The organism is Mageeibacillus indolicus UPII9-5, from assembly GCF_000025225.2.
In the GTDB taxonomy this organism is placed as follows: domain Bacteria; phylum Bacillota; class Clostridia; order Saccharofermentanales; family Fastidiosipilaceae; genus Mageeibacillus; species Mageeibacillus indolicus.
This window is the reverse complement of sequence record NC_013895.2, coordinates 113,960-135,745: the sequence shown is the minus strand read 5'-3', so window position 1 is coordinate 135,745 and position 21,786 is coordinate 113,960. Positions and strand designations below refer to the sequence as shown.

General features: G+C 44.7%; 18 protein-coding genes and 2 tRNA genes. 5 read left to right on the top strand and 15 right to left on the bottom strand.

Annotated features, from left to right (window positions below; all coding sequences use genetic code 11):
- Positions 1-220 precede the first annotated feature (220 nt).
- The 3 genes from HMPREF0868_RS00580 (at position 221) to HMPREF0868_RS00570 (ending at position 1,920) form a co-directional block, all read left to right on the top strand.
- Positions 221-970, top strand: a complete 750-nt coding sequence (locus tag HMPREF0868_RS00580) for a Bax inhibitor-1/YccA family protein (protein ID WP_012992763.1) — start codon at positions 221-223, stop codon at positions 968-970.
- Between the two features lie 396 nt (positions 971-1,366).
- Positions 1,367-1,642 carry a type II toxin-antitoxin system RelB/DinJ family antitoxin gene (locus HMPREF0868_RS00575; protein WP_012992762.1) on the top strand — a complete coding sequence of 92 codons (276 nt, stop codon included), beginning with the start codon at positions 1,367-1,369 and terminating at the stop codon, positions 1,640-1,642.
- The gene (locus tag HMPREF0868_RS00570; RefSeq protein WP_012992761.1) at positions 1,642-1,920 is read left to right on the top strand and encodes a type II toxin-antitoxin system YafQ family toxin; all 279 of its coding nucleotides are present in this window, start codon (positions 1,642-1,644) and stop codon (positions 1,918-1,920) included. The genes HMPREF0868_RS00575 and HMPREF0868_RS00570 overlap by 1 nt, the downstream gene beginning before the upstream one ends.
- 194 nt (positions 1,921-2,114) lie before the next feature.
- On the opposite strand, the gene HMPREF0868_RS00565 is transcribed toward HMPREF0868_RS00570, so the two are convergent.
- The 11 genes from HMPREF0868_RS00565 to HMPREF0868_RS00515 all read right to left on the bottom strand — a co-directional run bounded on the left by HMPREF0868_RS00565 (position 2,115) and on the right by HMPREF0868_RS00515 (position 12,261).
- Positions 2,115-2,435 carry a helix-turn-helix domain-containing protein gene (locus HMPREF0868_RS00565; protein WP_012992759.1) on the bottom strand — a complete coding sequence of 107 codons (321 nt, stop codon included), beginning with the start codon at positions 2,433-2,435 and terminating at the stop codon, positions 2,115-2,117.
- Between the two features lie 166 nt (positions 2,436-2,601).
- On the bottom strand, positions 2,602-3,036 hold the full coding sequence (locus tag HMPREF0868_RS00560) for a Dps family protein (RefSeq protein WP_012992758.1): 435 nt from the start codon (positions 3,034-3,036) through the stop codon (positions 2,602-2,604).
- A gap of 166 nt (positions 3,037-3,202) precedes the next feature.
- Positions 3,203-4,390, bottom strand: a complete 1,188-nt coding sequence (locus tag HMPREF0868_RS00555; protein WP_012992757.1) for a glycine C-acetyltransferase — start codon at positions 4,388-4,390, stop codon at positions 3,203-3,205.
- A 196-nt stretch (positions 4,391-4,586) separates the two neighbouring features.
- Positions 4,587-5,375, bottom strand: a complete 789-nt coding sequence (locus HMPREF0868_RS00550; RefSeq protein ID WP_041705649.1) for a TlpA family protein disulfide reductase — start codon at positions 5,373-5,375, stop codon at positions 4,587-4,589.
- Positions 5,376-5,385: 10 nt separating this feature from the next.
- Positions 5,386-6,129, bottom strand: coding sequence for a TlpA family protein disulfide reductase (locus HMPREF0868_RS07735; protein ID WP_012992755.1), 744 nt, complete (start codon positions 6,127-6,129; stop codon positions 5,386-5,388).
- Between the two features lie 167 nt (positions 6,130-6,296).
- On the bottom strand, positions 6,297-7,772 hold the full coding sequence (locus HMPREF0868_RS00540; RefSeq protein WP_012992754.1) for a C69 family dipeptidase: 1,476 nt from the start codon (positions 7,770-7,772) through the stop codon (positions 6,297-6,299).
- Between the two features lie 365 nt (positions 7,773-8,137).
- Complete coding sequence (locus tag HMPREF0868_RS00535) at positions 8,138-8,485, bottom strand: hypothetical protein (protein WP_012992753.1); 348 nt, start codon at positions 8,483-8,485, stop codon at positions 8,138-8,140.
- Positions 8,486-8,834: 349 nt separating this feature from the next.
- Positions 8,835-8,923: transfer RNA gene (locus HMPREF0868_RS00530), tRNA-Ser, on the bottom strand.
- A gap of 281 nt (positions 8,924-9,204) precedes the next feature.
- Positions 9,205-9,296: transfer RNA gene (locus HMPREF0868_RS00525), tRNA-Ser, on the bottom strand.
- A 104-nt stretch (positions 9,297-9,400) separates the two neighbouring features.
- A complete protein-coding gene (locus tag HMPREF0868_RS00520; protein ID WP_012992752.1) occupies positions 9,401-10,693 on the bottom strand; it encodes a hypothetical protein in 1,293 nt (430 codons plus the stop codon).
- A gap of 164 nt (positions 10,694-10,857) precedes the next feature.
- Positions 10,858-12,261 carry a hypothetical protein gene (locus HMPREF0868_RS00515; RefSeq protein ID WP_012992751.1) on the bottom strand — a complete coding sequence of 468 codons (1,404 nt, stop codon included), beginning with the start codon at positions 12,259-12,261 and terminating at the stop codon, positions 10,858-10,860.
- A 292-nt stretch (positions 12,262-12,553) separates the two neighbouring features.
- On the opposite strand from HMPREF0868_RS00515, the gene HMPREF0868_RS00510 reads away from it, so the two are divergent.
- The gene (locus HMPREF0868_RS00510; protein WP_012992750.1) at positions 12,554-14,161 is read left to right on the top strand and encodes a hypothetical protein; all 1,608 of its coding nucleotides are present in this window, start codon (positions 12,554-12,556) and stop codon (positions 14,159-14,161) included.
- Between the two features lie 180 nt (positions 14,162-14,341).
- Here the strand turns inward: HMPREF0868_RS00510 and HMPREF0868_RS00505 are convergent, their stop codons facing one another.
- Positions 14,342-15,220 carry an NAD(P)/FAD-dependent oxidoreductase gene (locus HMPREF0868_RS00505; protein WP_041705648.1) on the bottom strand — a complete coding sequence of 293 codons (879 nt, stop codon included), beginning with the start codon at positions 15,218-15,220 and terminating at the stop codon, positions 14,342-14,344.
- Positions 15,221-15,565: 345 nt separating this feature from the next.
- Here HMPREF0868_RS00505 and HMPREF0868_RS00500 point away from each other — a divergent pair, with 345 nt between their 5' ends.
- Positions 15,566-18,091, top strand: coding sequence for a M1 family metallopeptidase (locus HMPREF0868_RS00500; RefSeq protein ID WP_012992747.1), 2,526 nt, complete (start codon positions 15,566-15,568; stop codon positions 18,089-18,091).
- Between the two features lie 155 nt (positions 18,092-18,246).
- On the opposite strand, the gene HMPREF0868_RS00495 is transcribed toward HMPREF0868_RS00500, so the two are convergent.
- Genes HMPREF0868_RS00495 through HMPREF0868_RS00485 form a run of 3 tightly spaced genes read right to left on the bottom strand, consistent with a single transcriptional unit; the run spans position 18,247 to position 21,786 of the window.
- Positions 18,247-18,999, bottom strand: a complete 753-nt coding sequence (locus HMPREF0868_RS00495; RefSeq protein ID WP_012992745.1) for an ABC transporter permease — start codon at positions 18,997-18,999, stop codon at positions 18,247-18,249.
- Complete coding sequence (locus HMPREF0868_RS00490; protein WP_012992744.1) at positions 18,996-19,877, bottom strand: ATP-binding cassette domain-containing protein; 882 nt, start codon at positions 19,875-19,877, stop codon at positions 18,996-18,998. The genes HMPREF0868_RS00495 and HMPREF0868_RS00490 overlap by 4 nt, the downstream gene beginning before the upstream one ends.
- 37 nt (positions 19,878-19,914) lie before the next feature.
- The gene (locus HMPREF0868_RS00485) at positions 19,915-21,786 is read right to left on the bottom strand and encodes a sensor histidine kinase (RefSeq protein WP_012992743.1); all 1,872 of its coding nucleotides are present in this window, start codon (positions 21,784-21,786) and stop codon (positions 19,915-19,917) included.

Sequence of the window (21,786 nt, the reverse complement as noted above, 5' to 3'; positions counted from 1 at the left end):
TATTTAATTTCATGCGCTTGTTCGTACTTTCATTCATATTGCGTTCGTTTTTTACTTTTTTGCGGTTCGCCTCAGTCCGCTTTTATAAGTATAGCAAGCTTCATTCGACAAAGCATCGACATTTTGCGACTTTTTTAAACAATTTATAACATTTTCTGCAGGACCGCTTTTCTCGGCTTTTTCATGCTACAATACCTCTCAAACGGAGGTTATGAGTAACATGTATAACAGTCAAACTTATCTGTCACAAGAACAAATCAGTAATATACAGGCTATGATGTATAAAATAACTTGGCGAATTTTCGGCTGGATGTTCCTCGGCGTTGCCCTTACCGCTGTGAGTGCCTTTGCGGCCAATTACTATAATTTGTCCCGCTATTTAACTCGCGGTACGGTTATCGGTCTTGTTTTGGTTCAGCTGGCGATAGTCTTTATCTTCAGTTCGCAAGTGCGTCATGCCCGAGCCGGAATAGCTACAGCAATGTTTTTGGTTTATTCGATAATTACCGGCATTACTTTCAGCACATTAATAATATTTTATAGCGGCGCATCCATCGTGAGTGGATTCGCTCTGTCCGCCTTGATTTTTGCTGTAATGGCTGCTTTCGGTTTCTTAACCAAACGAGATTTGTCATCTCTCGGTTCAGTTGGTTATGTTTTGCTTTTCGGGGCACTGCTGATCGGGGTCGCCAATATCTTCCTGCATCTACCAATGATTAATTTATTGATAAATTATGCTATATTGGCCGTGTTCATCGGATTGACCGCTTATGACTTGCAAAAAGTGCGTCGATCGGTAACTGAATTGGTAGCAAGACGTTCTTCGGCCTATCGCGAATCGGATGTGGCTGCGCTCGACGCCAGCATTCGTTCTTTGTCGATTATGTATGCTCTGTCCTTATACTTGGACTTTGTCAATATCTTTATTCGTATCTTATCAATTACTGGTGATCGCCGGTCATCTAATTAAACAATTAAAGCACAGTAGCCATAGCATGGTCTCTTCCAACGTAAATAGCCGCGAGTATTTGGACTTCTTTTTTATTCCCATCAACCCATAAATCAAATTTTCCAATATTATTCTAACAACTATAACGGAATTAAAATTTGGCAGAAATACGGCAAAATAAAAGGCAAGAAAGCAAACAGAGATTGAGTTTTCTCCTATTGCTACCGCCGTTTTTCAAAGGAGTAAGCGGGATTCGTTGTATAGATTCGTCAATCTATAACAGACGGTGATTACAAGTATTGACTTTATATCGGTTTTGGTTACCGAAACCTACAATAAATTGACGCGGTCATTGCCTATTTATTGCTTGACAATGTATACTAATTGTATTATAACCGTGAAAAAGGAGCTGATACTATGGCAACAAGTCCTACTCAAATTCGTATTGATAATAATGTCAAAACAGAAGCAAATGAACTGTTTAGCGCACTTGGCCTCGACATGTCAAGTGCCGTAAATATCTTCTTACGCCAATGCGTTTTGCACGGCGGTCTTCCCTTTAAGGTGGAAATCCCAAAGTATAATGCTGAAACGCTGGCCGCTATGGAAGAAGCTAGAAAAATTTCCAAAGACCCTAACGCACCATCGTATTCTTCTATGGAAGACCTTAAGAAAGCGTTGTTGCAAGACTGATGTATAAAATAAAGTTTACGAACGCATATAAGAAAAGCTATAAGCGTATGGCTAAACGGGGAATCAGCCTTTCTCTTTTAGATGAAGCGGTAGATAACCTAAGACAAGGTATTGCGCTTGATCCTAAATACAAAGACCATATACTAAAAGGAAAATTCAACGGTTTTCACGAATGTCACATCAAACCGGATTGGTTACTTGTTTATCTACTAGAGGATGATATTCTCACCCTCACTCTTATCGATACTGGCAGTCACACAGACCTATTCGACATGTAAGCATAAGAATGAACAAAAACGCACCCACCTAATCAGCCCTGTGTTTTAGCAGCCAGATCATCAATAATTTCGCTAATCCATACAAATTCATCTGCCGTGCATCAGGAAAGATTGTGCCGATTTGACCGTGTGTTCGTATAACTCCCACACGCACGCCTTTCCAATTTGAATTGCTCCAACAATTCAGGAGCGTTTTAATTTACTAGTTTTCTCCCAAGAAGTAGTGCGATAAGCTCATTTTTTTCTTCAGCCGTCAGCTCCCCACCTTTCCTGGCAATCGCAGTAGAAATTGTTTCATAAGCACTTGTTCCACTATCTTCCCCCTCATCAAGAAGATACTCGGTTGAAACACCAAATGCCTTTGCAAAGTTCACAACAATATCAAGTCGTGGCCTACGCTCAGAACGAAGATACCTCGAAACAGAACTTTCTGTGATACCGCTTAATTGCGATAACTGCTTTTGATTGATGCCCCTATCCAGCATTAAGGTTTTAACTTTCTCTTGCCAGCTCATATCAACTCCTCCTTTTATACTTGCAATTATATATTGCGAATTGGCAATTGTCAATACCAAAACAGTTAACGCACAAAAAATGCCGCTTGCCAACGCAAGACGGCATCTTTTTGTATCATGGACAAAGGTCGGTCTACTAATCAACTGCTAATGACTTACTAATCAATTAAGCCAGCATTGAACGCAAGAACCAAATTTGCTTATTGTAATGATCGATGTGATCTTCCAACATATCGACCGCGCTGAACCAACCTTCCTCATCACAAGCGTTACGCAATTCAGTAGCGACGGTGCGTAGGTTTTGCAAATCGGCGTACACCAATTCCAATGCTTCCTGACAAGTAAAGGTACGCGCCGGAATTTCCTTTACGTGAGAAACCTTCAGCAATTCACTCATGTTAGCCTGCGGTACACATTCAAACTTACGCAAATGCTCAGCTACAGCGTCCATGTAGTCAAAAACCGTCTCATATTCCTTTTCGGTGAACTCATGCACACGAGTAAAGTCCTTGCCGACAACGTTCCAGTGAATATTATGCAGTTTCATGGTCATAACGGCCAAGTCTGCTAAGTACGCATTAAATTCTTTTTCATATTTCATAATTAAATCCTCCTCTTAACTTTTTCGAAAGTTTATCTTTAATGTTTGCTATTTATTTTGTTGTTTAAAATATATCACAGATGCAACAGAGTTGTTGTATCATTTGTAACGCATTTTAATATTTTTTGTTATTCTTGCAATTGCGGTCATTATAAGCAGGCATATTTTATAAATTATAAACATGCTTTAGCTTAGCGAAACATCCCAAAACGTATTGCAAATCTTCTTCCGTATGCCCCGCCGAGATCTGAGTACGAATTCTCGCCTTGCCCTGCGGCACTACCGGATATTTGAAAGCAATTACGTAGACACCCATCTTCAGCAACTCTCCGGCGATCTCAATTGCCTTCAGCGCGTCATAAATCATGACTGGCACGATCGGGTGTGACCCCGGGATAACATCTAGGCCAATTTTCTTAACCCCGGTGCGGAAAAATTCCGTGTTATGCCGTAGCTTAGCCAAACGTTCCGGCTCATTTTCTAACAAATTAAGTACTTCTATGCCGGCACTGGCAATAGCCGGAGGCAAGGAATTTGAAAACAGATATGGCCGGCTTTTTTGGCGCAACCAATTGACAACCGTCTTAGACGCCAATGTGAAACCACCCGAGGCGCCACCTAATGCCTTACCCAGGGTGGAATTCAAAATATCAACGCGCCCTTGCACGCCGCAGTATTCCGGGGTACCGCGCCCGGTCGCTCCGACAAAACCCGAAGCGTGACTGTCGTCAACCATAACCAGCGCGTCGTATTTATCTGCCAAATCACAGATACCTTTTAGATTGGCAACAATTCCGTCCATCGAGAAAACTCCGTCTGTAGCGATGATTTTCACCACAGCTCCGGCAGCGGTCGCCTCTTTCAAACAGCGTTCCAAGTCTTCCATATTGTTATTTTTGTAGCGGTAACACTTAGCTTTGGACAGCCGCACGCCATCAATAATCGAGGCATGATTCAGTTCATCGCAAATAATCGCGTCTTCCGCCGTGGTCAAAGCTTCAAACAGCCCACCGTTGGCAGCAAAACACGAGGTATACAAAATAGCATCCTCGAAACCGAAAAATTCCGCCAGCTTATGCTCTAGCTGCTTGTGTACCTCTTGAGTTCCACAAATAAAACGAACTGAGCTGAGGCCGTAACCCCAATGATCATAGCTAGCCTTGGCCGCCGCTTTTAGCCGAACATCATTGGCCAGGCCAAGATAATTGTTGGCACACATGTTGATTACATCCGGTTGTTCAGTCGTTACGATGCGATTTTGCTGCGGTACGGTCAGAACACGTTCTTCACTCAAAAGGCCTTGGCGACGCAGATCTTCCACCTTAGCCGCAATTACCTTTTCTCCCGTTTTCATAAAGGCCCTCTCTCAGAAATTTTAAATATTTGTATGCGCTATGTTCCAAGCCAAAATGACTTTTCCCAAGTTGCCTAGGTCGATAGCAGCAAAACCATTCTCTTGCTCAAAATTACAAAATCAAGGCGGCCACCGTTGCTGTAGGTGAGTGTAACCACCGTTGCGGTAGGTGAGTGTAAAGTGAAGACTTAATGCATTACTTGGCGGCCAACAGCTTATCCACCATAGCAGCCATCTCATCCGCTTCTGTTTCGCCAACGTGGTAATAAATCGGCTTGTCATCTGCCGTCTTTCCCAGCAGCATGCACTTACCGTCCGGCTTGATAAACATAAGCACAGGAATATCAGTTAGCTTATAAGCATCAACCACAGCTTTTTGGTCAACATAGTGCCGTTGCAAAGTCAAGCCTTCAGATTCATAAAACATTTGAGCCATTTCTTTGGTCTGCTTGTCTTCCTTTAACAAAGTAAGCGGCAAAAAAACCAGATTAGACTTATCTTTATATTTTTCTGAGATTTTTTGCAAAATCCCAAGTTCCGCCTTGCAGCTCGGGCACCATGTCGTACCGAAAGAAACGACTACATATTTACCTTTGAAATCGCTTAGTTTCAGCTTATTACCGGCATCATCCTCTAAATCAAGGTCCGAGGGGACTTCAACCCCCGGATATTGCCCTGGCTTAACATGCGGATTTGTTGCTCCACCGGCCCCGTTTTCGGACGAATTAGCTGACTCTGGCGGCAGAAACACATCAGTACCGCCAGCCACTTCAGAACCTGCTGACGCAGCGGCAGCCTCCGATGCAGCTCCGGCCGCAGAACCGGACGGGGCAGCGGCGGAATTACCACCGCAGCCGGCCAAATTGCAGGCCAACAAAAGACTCATTCCCGCCGCAAGCAGCCTGTTAGAATGCTTAAACCGCCCTCCGGATAACTTCATGTCATAGCCGAAAACCATGTGCTGTACTTTTTCCGATCTAATCATACTCCCCGTCCTATTTTGCTTCTAACGCAGCGGATATTTTTTCAGTCAATAGTTCCGGCGTTATGTCCGTATGACGATAATATTCAATGTTTCCGGCGTCATCTTTGCCCATCGGCACGCACTTGCCTTCCTTATTAATTACCATCAAGGTCGGGATCCAGCCGATTTGGAAATTTGCCCGCAAAGTCGCCTTGTCGCCATAATAACAGGGCAGGTCAAGCTTTTCTTTTTCATAGAAAGCTTTAATCGTGTCTTTGGTTTCTTTTTTGCCGTCAACCAGATAGGTGGGCAGGAAAACTACATCTTTGTTATCTTTGTAGTTTTGGTATAACTTATTGAGCATTTTTAATTCTTTTTGGCAGTCCGGGCACCATGTAGCTCCCATGGTCAGCAAAACAACTTTGCCTTTAAACTGATCGAGGGTAACTTTTTTGCCGTCTTTTGTCTCACTTTCGTAAGCCGCCGGCGTTTCTGCACCTTTGTAAACATCTTTTTTCGGGCCACGAACCTCTGCCTTTCCGGTTGCCGATGCGTTCGACTTAGTCTCATTTGCTTTGGTCATTTTTGTCTCCGTGGATTCAGATGAAACCGTAGCCGCAGCGGATGAAGCGTTTTCTCCAGTGGCGGATGCGGCTGCCATTGCCGAAGTGGTGCTGTCAGTCGATTTGCCTGATTCAGCGGTGTTGTTGCCGCCACAAGACATCAACAAGCACCCGAGTGTTAAACTCATAGTTAGTGCTAATATTTTTTTCATAATTCACCTCTCTCAAAAACTTAGTCATGCTAAATTATATCATATTGACAGCGGCTTGTTTGAAAAGTATTCTCACTTTGTCACTCCGGGGATTTACCGCTCCGACCGCTTCCTAGATTCACTGCTCCGGCCGCTCCGGCCACTTCGGCTGATCTGACCAATTCCGCCTACCTCGCGTCCGACCTGGCAAAAGTATTCTTCATCAGAGCAGAAGCCGTAAACAGCACATCATCAAGATATTTCGTCGTGCGTTGCTTCAAATAGTCAGCCATTTCCGTGTTCGCCGCCTGTAAAAATGCGGCAACATCCGCAATCTTGCTTTTATCAGCCAAAAATGCTTCATCATATTTTTTCAGCAAAGCATTACCGGTCGCCAAAACGTCCTCCTGATAAGTCTCGACCGTCGACTTGGTTTCACCGAAATGCGGATCACAAATCGTTGCTATAATACGATTCACCCAATAGAAATTTTCCGTTGTCGGTTCAAGAGTGGTGTTGGCCAAATATTCTGGGGTTGCATTGACATTACCATAAAAAGGCACGATCGCATTGAAGACGTTGCACCCGAAAGCGAGCCACTCCACCGCGCGGATTTCCTCGGGCAAATACGGCCTGATTTGGGTAATTGCCAAAACGTCGTTGCGATTGATCCCGATCGGTCGATAGCACCCGGCACGAGAAGTGTCACCGTGACGGCTGTACGGATCAAAAGGCGTTCCCTCATAGTGATTCGACATAATGTCCTTTACGTCCGCAATCGTCAACTTATGCTCCGGCCGCATCGCCCACGGCAGTTTATTACTTTCCGGATGCCAAAGTGTGTCTGCGCTGTCAAAATCATAGGTGTTGCCATTAAATTTCCGATGCATTACCCAAGCGCGTGGCGTGTTGTAGACATGATCCGCCTCCGAATCACTGCCGAAAGCAGCACGAGGATCAAAATCCCCTTCCATGGTGCAGTCTAAATGATTCGCCTGCACAAATTCCTGCAAATCCGCCGCGCACATGTGAAATTCCTTAGTACCGTAAGCATCGGCAAAGTCGAAGGAATCGACACCGAATTGGTTCGGCCCGACAACATAGCAGTCATCCGGCACCCGGCGCGCCAACCAATGATGGCCCCCGATCGATTCAAACCACCAAATTTCATCTACATCTTGAAAAACGACAGCGTTGCTTTCATATGTGCCATATTTCTCGATCAAAGCTCCCAGCCGCTCCACACCTTCACGCGCAGAAGTTATGTATGGCAATACAATTACGATAAAATCTTCTTCCCCGATACCGCCGTTTTTCAGTACACCTTCTACGTAAGGGATGAGCGGATCGGCCCCAAGCACCCGATCATTGGTGGTCGTAGTTTCCGTGGCCGTCATCGTGACATTTTTTGAATTTATGCCACAAGCACCCCAAACTCCACGCCATTTTTTCACATTCGGCAAGCACGTATAACGTAGCGGATTCGCCGGCAAAGTTATTTCGCAATCTGTACGCACGGATTTGTAATGAACAGGTTGATCTTTGGGCTCTACAACGATAAATTTCTTGGCCTTAAACATGCCGTTTGCTGAATCTTCAATACGAGCTGCCAGGGTTGAGCCGTCATAGCTGGCCTTTTTGCCTACAAGAAATGTTGTGCACATGGTATGTCCCTCTCTTTGCTTTAAATTAACAGTATTGATCCCGACATCGGACCGTTCATGGTGCGCGAAAGCGTCCCTCAGGCAAAGGCATTATCAGTTTCCAAGTCGCCAGGAACGTTTCTCAAAATAGCTTCCCGAAAGGGAACGATTATCGGCTATACAGTTAACCTTTGGTAACTATATATAGTATATATTATACGCCTTTATCTAGAAATGGGAACAAAAAATCCTGCCGTCATCGCCAATACAGCAGATAACAGTGGCAGGATCAATGCTCAACAACCACCGGACAACGTGCAGCAGCACAAGCTTTCGCTTAATATCCGGAAATAATCGTCATCCTAGTCTTGTATATTCCGTTCGATTTAATTCTCTTCCGTAAGTTTACGGCTGATTATCAAAGCTGAACCGGCAGCAAACGCAATGGCTAAACCGGTTGCTGTGAAAGTCGAGGCGGCAGCGGTGTTCGGTACCGAATCTTTGACCGGGGCAGCCTTTACCACGTTTTGCTTAGGTAGGGCAGCTGCACGAGCACCTACGCCCTGCTGCGATTTGGCTGCTTCTGCCTTCTTAGCCTCTTCTTCCGCCTTCAAAGCTTCGCACATACTGCACTTCGGATCATCGTCATTATCTTCAGCTCTGACAACTGTACCGCCGTAAATTCCCAAGGTCAGTATCAAAGCTAACAAAGTCGCTTTTAAACCTGTTTTCATACGCCCACCTTTCCACGCCAAAGCCACTTTCACGTGACAATTACGTTCTTTAACTGATTTAATTTTACGCTTGTCTGCCACAATATTCAAGGCAAATTTCGTTTTATTTCACTTTTATTCACAATTAACGAGTTAAATTGCAATCTCGTTACAGTTCAACTACTTTTCGCAAAAAACTCGGGAAATTTATATGTTTTGCTATCTGACAGGAACATTTTGCGCACTGCGATCGGGTATTGTGAATAGTCGTGGAATTATCTGGGTTCGTGAGGAGACATCAGGAAATATGTGGTTCTAAAAATAAGTAAGGTAATAAAAAAAGTTCTTTAGATGTATCTAAAGAACTTTTTGGCGGAGAAAGAGGGATTCGAACCCTCGCACGCTTGCGCGCCTAACGATTTAGCAAACCGTCCCCTTCGGCCCCTTGGGTATTTCTCCAAACCGATTATCGCTTCCCTGCCAAACTGCAGTTCAAGCCTATAAAGTGTAGCATTATTTCGCTATAATTGCAAGACTTTTCTTTAACTCCTGCGTCTTAGTAATAAGGAAGAGTACGGAGAAGATACTGAGGTAGTTTTCCTCTTTTAAATCCAAGCCTTTCTATTTAACGGTACAAAAACGGTACAAAAAAATTGCGGAGAGCATAAAACCTAGTGTAAAATTTCTATGTCTTCTGTATAAAAAGAAACAACCACCGCAAAATGCAGTGGTTGTAGTTTTGGCGGAGAGAGTGGGATTCGAACCCACGGAGGGGATTAACCCTCGCCGGTTTTCAAGACCGGTGCCTTAAACCAAGCTCGACCATCTCTCCACATCGGCCTGTGTATTTTACCGTTAATTTTGACTGCTGTCAATAAGCATTAGCGTTAGCAACAGTATGGTTATCACAGACCAGTTAGGGGTTATAAGTCCAGTTCAGTTGTTTACTGCCGCAGCGGTGTTCGGAACATCGTCTTTTTTCGCGCTAGTTTCGGTCTTAGCGCACTTGCTGTCGGGGCAGGTAGGCAGTAAATAACGGCCGAGGTCGAAGTAGGCGTTGCCGGTTTTTTCTTGCTGTTTAGGCAAGGGTTGTGGGGCCGGCACTGGCGGTTTTTGTTTAGCACGTACAATAACCGTAGATGTCCATGTAACATTCCCAAATTCCATTTTTATTTTATATCTACCTTCAACCGGATTATCCGAGCTAAAATCGCCTATGTTGATTTTTACCTTATTTTTATCACCGTTGTCACCATTCGCTTTTTCACGGAATTCAACAATTAATGACAGAGGATCGAATTTTTCACCCTCCATGATAGTTGCATCTTTGCCGATAAGAAGAGGTGGTATCGTAGCGGGATCATTGTCATTCCAAGTTTTTAAAGTTACTTCAAGTGGCTTTAGTGCATTTTCCTTATTCTTTTCGTCTAGATCTAGAAAGGCAAACAGGTCATTCGTGTTATTGTAATGCGAATTTCCATTTGGTAGCTTTACGTAGAATGCTCGAAGTTGGAGTTGATCTTTACCCTTAAATTTAAGATCTTTTCTCCGAGCGGCAAAAGTTGTTTCCCCTGCGGTTATATCAAGATCAAATTCTAGGGAGGCATTCGATCTTTGACGAGATATATTTTCTAAATATAATTCCTCAAGACCACCATCTGATATAAATTTCACTTGCCGATAGGTATGGAGAGGCAAATATGCTGTGTACACGCCCCCTGTTTCCTTGACCCCATTTTCAGAAATCACAAATTGTTGGTCGCCGATACTAACTTGCAAGGACTTTGTTGTATCAACCTTATATTTTATACCGTTATTATCCCCTACCTGAAAGGTAAACTTTAACTTCATATCTTTATCAGGAACGTACTCATATCCTTTTGCGCCTTTTCTTATCGGCCAAAATATTTTGTCAGGATACGGGTTATCGCTTTTGTCTACGTACTCAAAGCTAACATTATTAATAATACCATCACCCAATTTTTGGCGATTATTTTCTTCCCCCACGTATCCGTCTAGCTTTTCTGCAAGACTTTCTTTGGGGTTTGTCACCGTGCTTCCAATGTAATTGGAAAGTTTCTTACCATCTTTCAGGGTCAACTGAATTTCGGTAATCGGCTCAGCATTATCCGCAGCTTGATTAGCCGGATCATTGTCAGCAACAATCGGTACTGTCAGTATCAGTGCCGCAAGGGTTGCGGCCAAGCAAGAACGACATACTTTTATCATAGGTCCTCCACAAATTCGCATTTTACAGCGTCATTATCGATTTCGTGTTTTCATTATACTAAGCTATTTCTGCAATCGCAATAGTTTATCACACAATTATACCAAAAAGCTCTGCAATTGCGGGTTGCAGAGCTTTGGCATTATATTCGGGAAAATTCAGAGTATTAGTTGTTCGCGGCCGCAGCGGTATTCGGAACATCGTCTTTTTTCGCGTTGGTTCCGGCCTTAGCGCACTTGCTGTCGGGGCAGTTGGGCAGGAAATTACGGCCGAGGTCGAAATAGGTGTTGCCGGTTTTTTCTTGTTGTTTGGGCTGCGGTTGCGGTGCCGGGGCAGGCGGGTTAGGCGCAGCGGCTTCGACAAATAATTTGGCGGAGAAAAAGCATTCAAGTTTATCTCCTTCAGGCGAAGTAAAATGGTATTCAATTTCTAAGCCGTTCGTACCTTTAGCCTTGGCAGTCGCAATATCGCCTTCTGTGAACCCATGGTGGCCTCCATTCGCCTCTTTCACTAAAGCTTTCACCTTACTTAGTTTACTCTTGTCTACAGGAGCCGAGTTAGTCAAAACATCTGTGGTCAGCTTATTGACAGCTTTTTCAATCAATTTCTCAGCTGTTATTTTTTCATCAGGCTTTAGCTTTAAGGTTACATCTTGGGCTTCTATATAAGGGATTTTATCATCTTTATCTGCCCTTACCGTGAACAATGTTTTCAGAGCGTCAGCTTTTCTTGTCTCGTCTAATCCCAATGTCATAATGTTAGTTTCATTTGGGAGAAATTTATCATTTTCCGCAAAATCCCTTAAAAACACAGCATACTTAGTTGCTCCACTTAGCAAATTAACTTCCACCGCAGCATTATCATTTGGTTCGTTTTCTTTTCTTAGGCAAATTCCAACTGTACGGTTTTCCTCTAACGGTAGTTCAGTATCGCACTGTTCGAGAAAATTGCCTGCGCCAACTTTTTTAACTTGAGCGCCTTCACTTATAAAATTGAACCTACGAAAGATAGTAGCATCAAACGGGACATGTAGTAACTCAATTGGGTTCCCGCCTTGAAAAGAATTTTCCACTCTAGCTGAAGACACTTTTTCACCACTACCTTTGAAAACCAACTTTGTATTTTTATCATCAGTGTTCTTGCTAAGAAATTGATAGTTAGCGTATAACTTAGGATCTTTAAAAGCGAGCGTAAAAACTGTTTTAAACTTCATTTTATCTTTGTTCAACTTCAGTCCATCTTGTGTTTTCTCAAAAGGCCATACATCGTCTGACAGTTTTTGTTCAAGATATCCTTGCCCTTGCGAATAAAATCCTACAGCCTTGAGTTTCATATCTGCATAGACATCATTTGTACCAGGCAGTTTAGCTTTAAAAGTAATGTTGGCGTATCTATCTAGTACATTTTTAGATGTTTCACCAACATATAATCGTACATCTTCCGGACCAGTTAACCCTTCTACTCCTATTTCTTGGATAATCGGCCTTGTATCCTCCGCCCGAACCACCATCGGCAGAGCCATCAGAGCCGCCAAAACCGTCACCGCAATTGACCGGTATATTTTTTTCATAAAAACCTCCCGAATATTACTTCAAACCTACTAATTGGCTTAAGTATACCAAAATTCCCCAGCAAATAGCAATAGCCGACAGAACACGTCGCTTGCGGACAGAACCGCGACACGCATTGAGCCTACCTAGATTTTGTGGCAGCCATTGGGCGATATTTTTTGAAATTCGCCCGTAATTAGCCCGTTTTTTCTTGACAGTTAGATGAGGCTAAGTATACTGGATTCGCAGGTAAATTAGTTCATTTAGGCGATGACGTTTGGTCACAACAGCACGCCACAAGTTGGAGGTTTTATGAATTTAAAATGTAAATTACCGAATTTTTTTGACGGCCAGCGAACTAGGCAAAAAGGCTTTAGGGCATTGGCAATTTTAACTGCTTTCAGTTTGCTAACCGTAGGAGTGGTTTTCCTACAAACACCGGTACAAGCGCAAGAAGAGTTGAAAGTCTTCCCAATAACCGATGGCGGTAGCTTTAACTTTGACACTTTGCTCCAAAACGCGGTTGACGGTGGATATAATGCTATTTCTTTGAAATCCAATTGTAGAAGTCTTGGGCCTAATGCTAAAATTGGCAAAGAGATAAAAGAGCTGACGGCTGAAAAAAGCCAGACAACTAATAGTTATTATTACATGGGTGGTAGTGCCAATGAGAAACTTATTATTTCCACAGGTGCTAACCTCACAGTAAAAAATGTTACTTTCAAAAAGAAAAATAATTTGGACAATAACGGCTGCACGGTTGAGATCGAAAAAGGTGCTCAGGTGACTTTTGAAAACTGCACTTTTGAGCTACCGCCGGTAAACCACGGCCAAGTCATTTTCAAAGGTTGCGACTTCCCAAAAGGTATCAAGGATTACGCGAGTGACACAACCAAATACCTTAGCTCAGACGGCCAACCCGTACAGGGTCCTACAAATTTAGTGCCTACGCTCACACTTACTAAGCCTGAGGATGCAGATGAAAATATTGCTGCTGCCATTGCCGGGCAATTCGGGAAGAGCAATTCCAATAGGGGATTGGCTTTAACCGTGCCTTATCAGTTAGGTGGTACAGCTACAAATGCCCAAATTACCGCGACGGTTGGCAAAAAAGAATCACCTTCAACTCCGGTTAAAGGTTTAACTGCCCGAGTCATAAAAGGCAATCCAACTGTAGAAATAAGCAATATCAAATATCCTGCTTCGGGTTCAGGAGAACCTACAGTAACGGAAATCCCTGCCGGGGTATATACCATTAGAATTACTGCTACCGCTGCTGGTGCCAGCCCTAAAACTGCAACGATTGAGTACGAGTTTACGATTCCACCCAAGGATGGCTCTCAGCCGCAACCGCCGGTGCCAGGCCCGAATCCTGATCAGCCACAGCCACAACCGCAGGAAAACAATTTAGAATTTAAACCGGATCATAAAGATTTTGAAAATACCATTGGCGTAACCAAAGACTTTGAGGTTAAACTAGCTTGGGAAGACAAGACAACTCATCAACCCAAGATTCCTAAAGATGTCGCCGTAAAAGTGTTATACAACAACGAGATCATCTCGCAAAACAGAGATGTTGCGTATGTGACCGCAAAGTACGACGCAACTGCGAAAGTCCTCAAGATACACCAAGACGCGCAAGCCCCCGCCGGGACCTACTTAATTCAACTAACCGCAACTTTTGATAATAATCAAACCTCAAAAAATACAATCCAGCTGATTGTAAAAAACAAACCGAGTGGCGGTACCGACAATAATAATCCCGGCTCCTCCTCGCCCAGCTCAAAAGGTAGCAGCTATTTCGACTTGAGAGCCATTCCGTTCACATGCGATACTTGCCCCAAAGCTAAGACTTCGGCCAAGAAAGACGATGTTCCTGACACAGCTGCGGCGGCACGGTTATTCTGTTCGTTAAATTGACAACTTTACTGAGCGTTGCTCATGTCACATTCAAGTAAAGAAGGCGGTAACCTTACGGTTATCGCCTTCTTTGCATATTTTTCGGTACTGATGGTACACTGTAGTGCCAGCGGCACTGTACCGCCAGCGGCACTGCATGGCACCGCGGAGCAGCCAGCCGATAACAAGTATGCGCTTGAGCTACTTCGCTGCCGCCATTATCCCGGCCAAGCAGCCGTCATTTACTGCCGTCGCCACCTGTCTTACCGTTTTTGCACGGACATCACCGGCCACATAAAGGCCATCGATCCCCGTCTTAACTTCGTCGGCAAGGAAACCCTGCTCATTACGCGGCAGATCGAGCTTAATAAAGGAAGTTGCCGGCGTCTGCCCAATCATCGCAAAAATTTCGATACCGTTTGCATCAGTTATTTCTGTTCCATCAGCTAGCTTAACCGTTGTCACCTTAGAGCCGGTTTTAGTAAGAGAAGCCAAAGAAGTGCCGCAATGCACATGAAGCTTTGGATCCGCCTCCAACTGTTTTTTGAACTCAGCGATACATAATATTTGCGGCATATTCTGCACCATGTGTACCGCTTTGGCGAACGGCAAAATATGCAAAGCTTCTTTTGCTGCCCCGTCCGAGCCGCCGTTGATGATCACCGTCTTGTGTTGACATTTTTCTTCTGTGCCCAGCGTCCAATGCGCAATCTTGTAACCATCTGTATTCAGCGGCAATTCTTTCGGAGTAGAACCGGTGGCAATAATGACTTTTTTCGCGGTGTAGCTCGCGGCGGCAGTTTGCACCGTGAAGCCTGCATCAGTCTTGCTCAAGCCGGTTACTTCTTCTTTGATCACCTTCAAACCGTAGGCCTCAATCTGATTTTTTAGACGCGCGGCAAATTCCGGGCCGGTTTCGTCAACGACGACCGAGGTGTAGTGGCTAACTTTGGAAACTTTGCCGATCAAGCCACCGATGCGGTCTTTTTCAAAAATGGTCAAGCTAAGTCCACGGGATTGGGCATATAGTGCGGCTGATACGCCGGCAGGACCTGCTCCGATAATAATTAAATCTTGCATAATCATTCCTCCTGTTTTTAAATAAAATTTTGTTGTTACACTCATTACACGTGTTACACGCATTACACGCAAAATTGCTGCCGATCCTTCCGACATAATAACGCTATAAGTTAGCTGCCAGGCTTGGACGGCAAAATTGGTGTGTTTGCTTTAACTGACTTCGTATAACTTTGGTATTAACACTTAAAATTGACCTTGTCAACGTATTACCTGCGGTCAGCATGCCCTCCCATTCGTACATTCGTACGTACATTGGTTCGCCCCTCTTCTCCCTCCTCTAGCCAGGACCGCCGGAATTTACTATACTTTTACATATTAAACTGAGAACGACGAATGGAGGATATTATGGATAATTTTAAACGTTTATACGACGCTTTTAAGCCGGAGCGGTATGAAATTTTTCTCGACATCAGCCGGGAAAAGAAAACAATCAAAGGTAAAGTTACTGTCCACGGCGAAGCTTTGGAACCAAATTTTCGCCTCAACCAAAAATTTCTGAAACCGGAATCGGTCAAAGTTGCGGGATCACCCTGCCCTTTCAGCTGTGATGACAATGCAGAAGTGATGGAAATTAAAGCCGGTAGCACCGGAAAAATGCAGATTGAGATTGAATACAGTGCTGCTTTGACTAATCCTATGATGGGCATATATCCCTCTTACTACCAAATTGACGGAGTAAAAAAACAGTTGATTGGCACGCAGTTTGAGACCACCTTCGCCCGGCAGGCCTTTCCCTGTGTTGACGAGCCGGCCGCCAAAGCGACCTTTGATTTAGCAATTAAATTTGATGAATTACCAGGAGAAAGAGTGTTCGCCAATCAGCCGGAAATAAAATGTGTAGACGGCGTGCATTATTTTGAGCGCACCGTAAAAATGTCGACATATCTTTTGGCCTTTGTCTGCGGCGAATTGCAGGAAAAATTCACGCACACCGCGTCCGGAGTAAAAGTCGGAGTTTTGGCCACAAAAGCCCATCAGCCGCAAGAGTTGGATTTTGCCCTGGACATTGCCGTACGTTCCATCGAGTTTTACGAAAATTTCTATCAAACGCCTTATCCGTTAGCGCAATCCTATCAAGTCGGGTTGCCGGATTTTTCAGCCGGAGCCATGGAAAACTGGGGCTTGGTCACTTACCGCGAGTCTTGTCTGCTGCTCGACCCCGACAATCATTCCTTACCGACCAAGCAACGCGTAGCTACAGTCATTGCTCATGAGTTGGCCCATCAATGGTTCGGTGATTTGGTAACAATGCATTGGTGGGATGACCTTTGGTTGAATGAATCTTTTGCCAACATGATGGAATATGTCGCCTGTGATGCGCTGGAGCCCAATTTGAAAATATGGGAAGTCTTCAACACAAACGATGTTCCGGCAGCTTTGCGGCGCGACGCTACGGACGGTGTTCAGTCCGTTTATACAATGGTAAATGATCCGGCCGAAATTGATGCGCTTTTTGACTCTGCCATCGTTTACGCGAAGGGTGCGCGGATGTTAGTCATGGTCCGTGCTTTGATTGGCAACGAGGCTTTGCGGCAAGGGCTAAAAGCTTATTTTGCCAAACACAAATATGGCAATGCTGCAGGACGGGATCTGTGGGCGGCACTAGAGGCCGCTAGCGGGTTGAAAATCGGGGAAATAATGGCTACTTGGTTGGAGCAGCCCGGCTATCCGGTGGTCAGTGCAAGCATAGAAAACGGCGATTTGGTTTTGCGCCAAAAACAGTTCTTCATCGGGGAACATCAGGATCGCAATCGTTTGTGGCAAATACCTTTGAACAGCAATTACGCGGCTGCGCCTACGTTGATGAAATCAGCTGAATTAAACCTCGGTAACTATGCCGCTTTGCGGGCTGAAGCAGGGAAGGCTTTCCGGCTTAACGTGGGAAATAACTCGCACTTTATTGTCAATTATTCAGATGAACTTTTGGCGGATATCTTGCCGGAACTCGCCGAGGCCGACAGCATCGAGCAGTTGCAGTTGTTGCAGGATCAATCGCTTTTGGCCCAGGCCGGAGTTATCTCGTATGCGGCAGTGATTCCATTGTTAAAGCAATTGCGTAAGGCCGGCGGGCAGATTGTTCATCGTAAAATTATCGGGTTGCTCAACACTTTGCAAGATTTTGTCATTCCGGGCAGCGAGGATGAGGTCGCTTTAAAGCATTTTGTAAACACGTTGTCCGCTGATCAGCTCAATGGTCTGACTGCCCTTGCTTCCCCTGATGATGACAACGATCGTCAACAGAAACGGCCGCTGATTTACAACGAGGCGATTTATGCGGAAAATCCTGATGCGAAGGCGGAGCTGCATGAAATTTTTGCCCAAACGGCTGATCCGGCGAACTTACCGGCTGCTATGCGTTGGCTAATCATGAAAAACGAGATAAAGAATTACGGTTCGCCTGCCTTGTTTGAGCAATTACTGGAGGCTTATCGCACGGCCGTCAACGCCGCCTACAAAGATGATTTATGCACAGCACTGTGCAGTAGTTCCGATCCGGTTTGTCTGAAACGATTGCTAGCGTCTTTCAAAGACTCGGATATTATCAAACCGCAGGACTTACGCAGTTGGTACATGCATTTGCTTGATAATCCGGCCAGCTATGCCGCGACTTGGGATTGGATCAAACGCGAATGGGACTGGCTAGAAAGGGAGATCGGCGGTGACATGTCGTTCACGTATTACATAAGTCTGACGGCGGCTATTTTCCATACAGCCGAACAATTGGCGGAGTTTAAGGCGTTTTTCTTGCCTAAGGTGAATACACCGGGGCTAGGGCGTGAAATTAATATGGGAATCAAGGTAATTTCCAGCAAGGCAGATCTGATTGCCGCAACTCGGTCTTCTGTGCTGGCGGCCATCAGAAACAATTGATGTTACATCATAATGCATTAAACGTGTGCATTGAACATGTTGACTATCGGCTCCGGGTGCGTATCGCAATCGGAGCCGTTTTTATGGCTGTGCGCCACCAACCACCAACCACCAACCTTGCCGCACCTGCCACCTACCACCCGCTACCCGCGCACCTAACTGTGTCGGGCATGTGTTTTGTGTGCAACCACGTTGAGCAGCGCACCTAGCGCGCCAAAAAACAAGAACGAATACACCAGTGAGGCGAAATTATAGTCATGCCCGAGCCAAAAATCCACAAATTTATTGCCCATCTGGGTAGTCGGCAAAATGTCCGAAACCGATCGTAACAGGCCGGGAAGCTTTTCCTGTCTTAGCCCCATATAGCCGCCCAAAAACATCATCAAAAAATATAGCGTCATCGAAACAAGATAGGCCGGGGCAAAGCGACGCACCAGCGATGTTATACCGTGAGCAAGTAAGAAAAGTTCCGCCCCCAGTAGATAAATCAACACCAGCCAGACCAAAATAACATGTACACGCGGAAGCTTTATCGGCAAAAACGGAAGGGTTCCAACCATATATATAGCCACGCAAAAAAAGAGGAAAAATCCGTTCGCTACCAGTTTGTTCAGCAAAATATTCGTATCGCTGAAGCCGAAAAGTTTCAACCGCTGCGGAACATTTTTTTCGAGTTCATTCGCATAAGTGCCCACATGATTGAGAAAGACGGCTGCCAGTGGCACCAGGACTGCCATACCGATAAACAATCCGGTTACCACTTCACCGAAATATTCCGCCGGCACTTCATCTGTCAATCCATAGATAATTATATGTAATAGGAATATCGGGAATATCGCGCCAAAGAAGAACGAATATCCATTATACAGGGCGTTGAGAAACTCATATTTAATCGTGTACTTATTCATGATTTTCTTTCTTCCTTTCTTTCGTTTTGCCTTGCCAAAGCATTTAAACTTATCAGTTCAATATCGTGGTTGGTTCGCTGATAGTTAATATTGGCTGCCACCAATTTTGCCGTAACACTTAATTCTTCTTCAGGTGATTGGCAACGTATGGCGATTTGGCCATTAGGTGCAATGATAAGATCATGGTTCGCGGCAATTGCACTACCCTGCGTCGAGATCGGGAATGTCAGTACTGAGGCACCACAATATTTTTTAAATAGGAATTCTTTGCTGCCATAATCGACAACTTGGCCATGATCGATAAGGAGAATTTTATCGGCCAGATTATTTAATTCCGCGTAATAATGCGAGGTAATAAGTAATGTCGTCTCTTTGCCCGCATACCACGTAACCAGTTTGCGCATCAGGTTGTCACGCGTGACAAAATCAAGGCCGGAAGTAACTTCATCGAACATGACCAAAGGGGATGGGCGTGCCATGACTAAAATCAAGGTCAAGCGTTGTTTTTGCCCTCCGGATAGGTGTTTCCAGCGTTTAGTCAGGCAGGGAGAAAAGTCAAAGAAGTCAATCAATTCTTGGACTTGCGGGTCTGACTTGAGGCTGTGGCCAAGAATCATCTCCATAATAACTTTAATCGGCACCATTTCGCAGTATTCATTTTGTTGCATGTGTACGCCAATTGCCTTCATTGGCACGTCGCTGATTATCCGGCCACTGTATGGAACAATCCCGAGAATGGCTTTTAGCAAAGTCGTTTTGCCGGCTCCATTGCTGCCGATGATGCCCACGCGTTCCCCGGTAGCAATATCAATTTCGCGATTAAGGTCAACGGCAACTTGATCCTTAAATTGCACTTTTACATTATCTAATTTAAGCATTTCTATCTTTGTTCCTTTCTCCGTTTCACGGGTGCTACTAATTACTATTTTTCTGTGCCGTTATAAGTCTATTGATTAAGGTAAAAGTTACAGTATCTTTGTCGGTATGGACAATTAGATCTAAGTTTAAAATTTTGGCAAAATATTTAGCGATGTACAAGCCTAAACCGTGGCCGTGAGCTTCGTTTTCTTGCATAGCGGTACCCGTCATATCCGGGTGGTATGCAGGGGCTAAAACATTGCCTGTGTTTGGCATCTGAGCGGAATCCCCAAAGGCGTGGGAGTGGCCGGTGACGAAAGGTTCAAAAATAACCGGTAAGAGAGTGGAGGCAATCCGTGCCGGGCGATTAATCACCCGTATGGAATCCGCTTTCAGATCTATCAATATTTCGCCGCCGGCAGCCGTGTAACGTACCGCGTTGCCAACTAAATTTTCTAATATTTTCCGCAGCATTAAAGCATCGGTCAGCCAGACCACCCCTTCTGACTTTTCGTTTTCAACGCTTAATCGGGCAGATTCATCGGTGGCAAGTCCTGCAGCTGAAGCTTCAAATTTCAGGTCGGGCATATCAAACTTTGGCTTTCCATTTATCCGGTAGGTCATTTGCAACCCCTTGTCCTGACGCAGCACAGCAAATTCTTTCCCGACCGTTTGACAAAGCAGGCCAATATCCACCTTAGTCAAGTCAACCTTAAGTCCAGCTGCACCAAGTTCATTAATTTCATTGACAATTCCGATAATCTCATTCAACTCGTGTTTAACTTGCGGCAAATAGGTAGAATAATCCGCGTATTTCCCAATCTTACCGATCATCCCGTCAAGCAAAAGTGAGGCGGCGGCGACCGGCGTTTTCATCCGGTGAGCGGCGGCACGAAGGAAGACTTCCCGGTGCTTATTTTGGGCAATCAATTCGTGCATGGCGGCAGATTGTGTAGAAAACAAGCTTCGTAAAGCTTTGCTCAATGCAGCAACTTCTTTGGAGGTAGCATAATCATTTGCCCAAGTCATCCCAAGATCAGCTGCGGTAAAATTTGGCGCATTTACAGCGCGAAAATTAGCTGCTGCCGCGGTTTTTTCCGTTTCGATGATCCCTTCTTCGGCCAAGCCGGCCAGACGTTTAATCGGCTTTACGATTTTGCCGGCATACAAACGCGCTCCTCCTAAGGCAATGAGGAAAATCAACAGGACGATCAGTGGTACACCTTTGCTAATTGTCGGTAAAATGTCGGTGGCACGCGGGGTGATTGAGTTTATCAGGACAATTTTGGTTGCTTCGGGGCTTTGCCTGATTCCCCATAATGATGTATAGCGCGTTCCACTCGGATTTTGCTCAGCGATAAACTCGGCAATAAAGGCCTTGGAATTTATGTAGTGAAGTTTGGCAATTCTTTTAGGTATACCCGGCGGCTCGGCCACATCGTGCAGAGAAATTTTAAAACTCGGATTGACTGCTGTTTCAAGTTTGGCAAAAAAATCCTTAAAATAGGACGAATTTTGATGCCATAGCTGTTTTATTGCCGCCGCATCGTCGAATTTTTTAAAATTACGAAATGAATCGAATACTTTTTGTTCGGCTTTGCCGGTCACTTCTATTTCCCCGCTTACCGTGCCGAAATTGAAAGATAACTTATAACCGGTGTGGGGAATGGTCACTCCGGCCAACATTGATTCTTGGAGATTAGGTTCTACGGGTATGTGGCCGGTCTCAGTATATTCGTGCAAGGCTTTTTTGGCATAATCTAAATTTGCCAAGCGACGATCCTCTATATAAAGTGACGGAAGCAATAGGAATAAATATGCAAGCACTACGAGCAGCGTTAAACAAGCAATAGCCATGCTATAAATGAAGGTTTTGCCGCCCAAACTTATTTGTTTTCTGCGGAGATGATTCGTTTTAAATATTGACAT

Coding starts and splice junctions, on each gene's coding strand:
- HMPREF0868_RS00580 (WP_012992763.1), top strand. CDS start 221: ATGTATAACAGTCAAACTTATCTGTCACAAGAACAAATCAGTAATATA.
- HMPREF0868_RS00575 (WP_012992762.1), top strand. CDS start 1,367: ATGGCAACAAGTCCTACTCAAATTCGTATTGATAATAATGTCAAAACA.
- HMPREF0868_RS00570 (WP_012992761.1), top strand. CDS start 1,642: ATGTATAAAATAAAGTTTACGAACGCATATAAGAAAAGCTATAAGCGT.
- HMPREF0868_RS00565 (WP_012992759.1), bottom strand. CDS start 2,435: ATGAGCTGGCAAGAGAAAGTTAAAACCTTAATGCTGGATAGGGGCATC.
- HMPREF0868_RS00560 (WP_012992758.1), bottom strand. CDS start 3,036: ATGAAATATGAAAAAGAATTTAATGCGTACTTAGCAGACTTGGCCGTT.
- HMPREF0868_RS00555 (WP_012992757.1), bottom strand. CDS start 4,390: ATGAAAACGGGAGAAAAGGTAATTGCGGCTAAGGTGGAAGATCTGCGT.
- HMPREF0868_RS00550 (WP_041705649.1), bottom strand. CDS start 5,375: ATGATTAGATCGGAAAAAGTACAGCACATGGTTTTCGGCTATGACATG.
- HMPREF0868_RS07735 (WP_012992755.1), bottom strand. CDS start 6,129: ATGAAAAAAATATTAGCACTAACTATGAGTTTAACACTCGGGTGCTTG.
- HMPREF0868_RS00540 (WP_012992754.1), bottom strand. CDS start 7,772: ATGTGCACAACATTTCTTGTAGGCAAAAAGGCCAGCTATGACGGCTCA.
- HMPREF0868_RS00535 (WP_012992753.1), bottom strand. CDS start 8,485: ATGAAAACAGGTTTAAAAGCGACTTTGTTAGCTTTGATACTGACCTTG.
- HMPREF0868_RS00520 (WP_012992752.1), bottom strand. CDS start 10,693: ATGATAAAAGTATGTCGTTCTTGCTTGGCCGCAACCCTTGCGGCACTG.
- HMPREF0868_RS00515 (WP_012992751.1), bottom strand. CDS start 12,261: ATGAAAAAAATATACCGGTCAATTGCGGTGACGGTTTTGGCGGCTCTG.
- HMPREF0868_RS00510 (WP_012992750.1), top strand. CDS start 12,554: ATGAATTTAAAATGTAAATTACCGAATTTTTTTGACGGCCAGCGAACT.
- HMPREF0868_RS00505 (WP_041705648.1), bottom strand. CDS start 15,220: ATGCAAGATTTAATTATTATCGGAGCAGGTCCTGCCGGCGTATCAGCC.
- HMPREF0868_RS00500 (WP_012992747.1), top strand. CDS start 15,566: ATGGATAATTTTAAACGTTTATACGACGCTTTTAAGCCGGAGCGGTAT.
- HMPREF0868_RS00495 (WP_012992745.1), bottom strand. CDS start 18,999: ATGAATAAGTACACGATTAAATATGAGTTTCTCAACGCCCTGTATAAT.
- HMPREF0868_RS00490 (WP_012992744.1), bottom strand. CDS start 19,877: ATGCTTAAATTAGATAATGTAAAAGTGCAATTTAAGGATCAAGTTGCC.
- HMPREF0868_RS00485 (WP_012992743.1), bottom strand. CDS start 21,786: ATGTCAATATTTAAAACGAATCATCTCCGCAGAAAACAAATAAGTTTG.